The organism is Phocaeicola barnesiae DSM 18169 = JCM 13652, assembly GCF_000374585.1.
Lineage (GTDB): Bacteria > Bacteroidota > Bacteroidia > Bacteroidales > Bacteroidaceae > Phocaeicola > Phocaeicola barnesiae.
Genome location: NZ_KB894682.1, coordinates 1 through 2,056, shown reverse-complemented (window position 1 = coordinate 2,056; position 2,056 = coordinate 1). Strand labels below are relative to the sequence as shown.

The 2,056-nt window shown below is 37.8% G+C and carries 1 protein-coding gene and 1 pseudogene; one reads left to right on the top strand and one right to left on the bottom strand.

Annotated features, from left to right (window positions below; all coding sequences use genetic code 11):
* The coding region (locus C510_RS17605) for a hypothetical protein (protein WP_169336148.1) at positions 1 to 985 on the top strand (985 nt) is incomplete at its 5' end.
* Positions 986 to 1,092: 107 nt separating this feature from the next.
* Here the strand turns inward: C510_RS17605 and C510_RS17600 are convergent.
* Positions 1,093 to 2,056 (bottom strand): annotated as a pseudogene (locus tag C510_RS17600) (hypothetical protein); the annotation flags it as partial.

The following is a 2,056-nucleotide window of genomic DNA, read 5'->3' as shown; positions in this document are numbered from 1 at the left end:
TAAAGCAACTGTAGGTGAACACTTGTTGAGCATTTCATTGTACCGTGATAATGGTATCTACGGTGATTATGATAATGCAGTAAGAGAAACTATCAAGAAGGTAAATATTCCTGTACATGTTCAGTTGCCGGCTTGGAATGAAGTATTTAAGACAAATGACAACTGGGCAGATGGTAAGTTCGTTTCACGTCTGACTAATTTGTATGTAAATGCAGGTGGCAATGGCGGTGGAGTAGAACTTCCGATGAATGCATTTGCTGCAACTAATGCTGCTTGGTTGGAAGAAGCTAATAAGATTGACTTGGTTAAGTTGACATACAAAGACCAGTATGATGGTATGAACGAAAAGCCAGCATGTCTCAATGAAATTCTTCCAACTGAAATCGGTATAGCAGGCAATAATGCAACTATGGATTATAATGCATTGACTCAGAAGACAGCTGAAACAGGTAAACTTGCATTTACAGAAATGACAGCTGAAGCAGTTTATGCTTATGATAATTACGACAACTTCAAGATTTATTCAGATACATATACTGTTAAGATTCTGTCTCTGATGGAGAATGCACAATTATTGTATGACAAGAAGAAAGAAGCTGTTTTGGATAAGAATAACCACATTGATGGAAGTAAGTTCGTGCTTTCTTTGAATGGTTTCGATATTAATATAGCAGGTAGTGCTTTCAGCGGTAATAACCTTGAAACAGGTACTTTGAAGATTGAAGGTGGTGCTAAAGAACTTAAATTCTTCGAAGAAAGTGGATATCCTATTGCTCCAGCCAATTCAGTTAGAGATATTTTCTTCCAGCAAGTTGTAACTTCTAATAACTTGACAGGCTTGACAGCAACTCTTGATGCTACCGGTGTTCAAATCAATGTTCCTACTGGTGGTACCATTGAGCAGGGTCAGAGCGGTAAGTATACAATCAACTTCCGTGATGCCATGGGTGTTACTTGGTCACAAGAAATTACTTACAAGAAGTAATTATATTAATAACCACAAAAGAGCGGCCTTAACGGTCGCTCTTTTTATTAAGTATTTTATATATAAAATGAAATTATTGTTTTAATTTCAGATTCTATATACAAAATTTATTTTGTGAATTTGACATTCTGAGTTGTCTTAACATTCATACAGTCATAGAACTCAACTGTGTATGTGCCACCTTCACCGGAATTGATTATGCCGGTACCGCTAATCTTAACACCCTTATCGGTCAATTCTGCTTCAGGATTAACCAAACTATTGGTTTGTGCTGTCTGTACGAAGTTGATTGAATTAATATCAGCAGCTGTTGGGCTTGGAACTTCATTGAATGAAATTGTACCATCTCCATAACCGAGTGTACCACCCACAATACATTCTGCTTTAGCATTTGCATCTGTCAAGCTACTACCATCTTTCATCTTCACAGATTTTCCATTCAGAACCAACTTGAGTTTATCACCATCAATAATGTCATCAGCACTTAAGACTGCGTTCTGAACTTTTCCGTCATACTGCAGTTGTGCACCCTCAAAGATAGACATGATATTTACAGTGAAGTCCTTGGTTCTCTTGAAGTTCTTGTAAACGTCATACTGGTATACAGCTGTAGCAGACATGGTATTGTAATCCAATTCATGCGTAGTATTTGTATGACCAGTCAACTCATCATAATCAAGAACGATAGTACTTGTACCGATGTTTGCCATATCTTCTCCAGCTGCGGCGGCAGGTGTTTCGTTGTTTCCATTAAACTTGTCATTGAATGTCAGCTTAGTCAAGCCAATCTTCAGTGCTTCGTCTTTCCAGTCAGTCTTTTCTGCTGTAAATGCGTTCATTGAGATTTCTGCATTCCGAGTATTAGGATTTACATTAATCAGACGAGTAACGAAAACTCCATCCTTCCAAGCAGGTGTAGTCTGGAACAATTCATCCCATTCCGGCAACTGAACATGTACAGGAATATTTACTTTCGTGATAGTTTCTCTTACTGCATTATCATAATCACCGTAGATACCATTATCACGGTACAATGAAATGCTCAACAAGTGTTCACCTACAGTTGCTTTA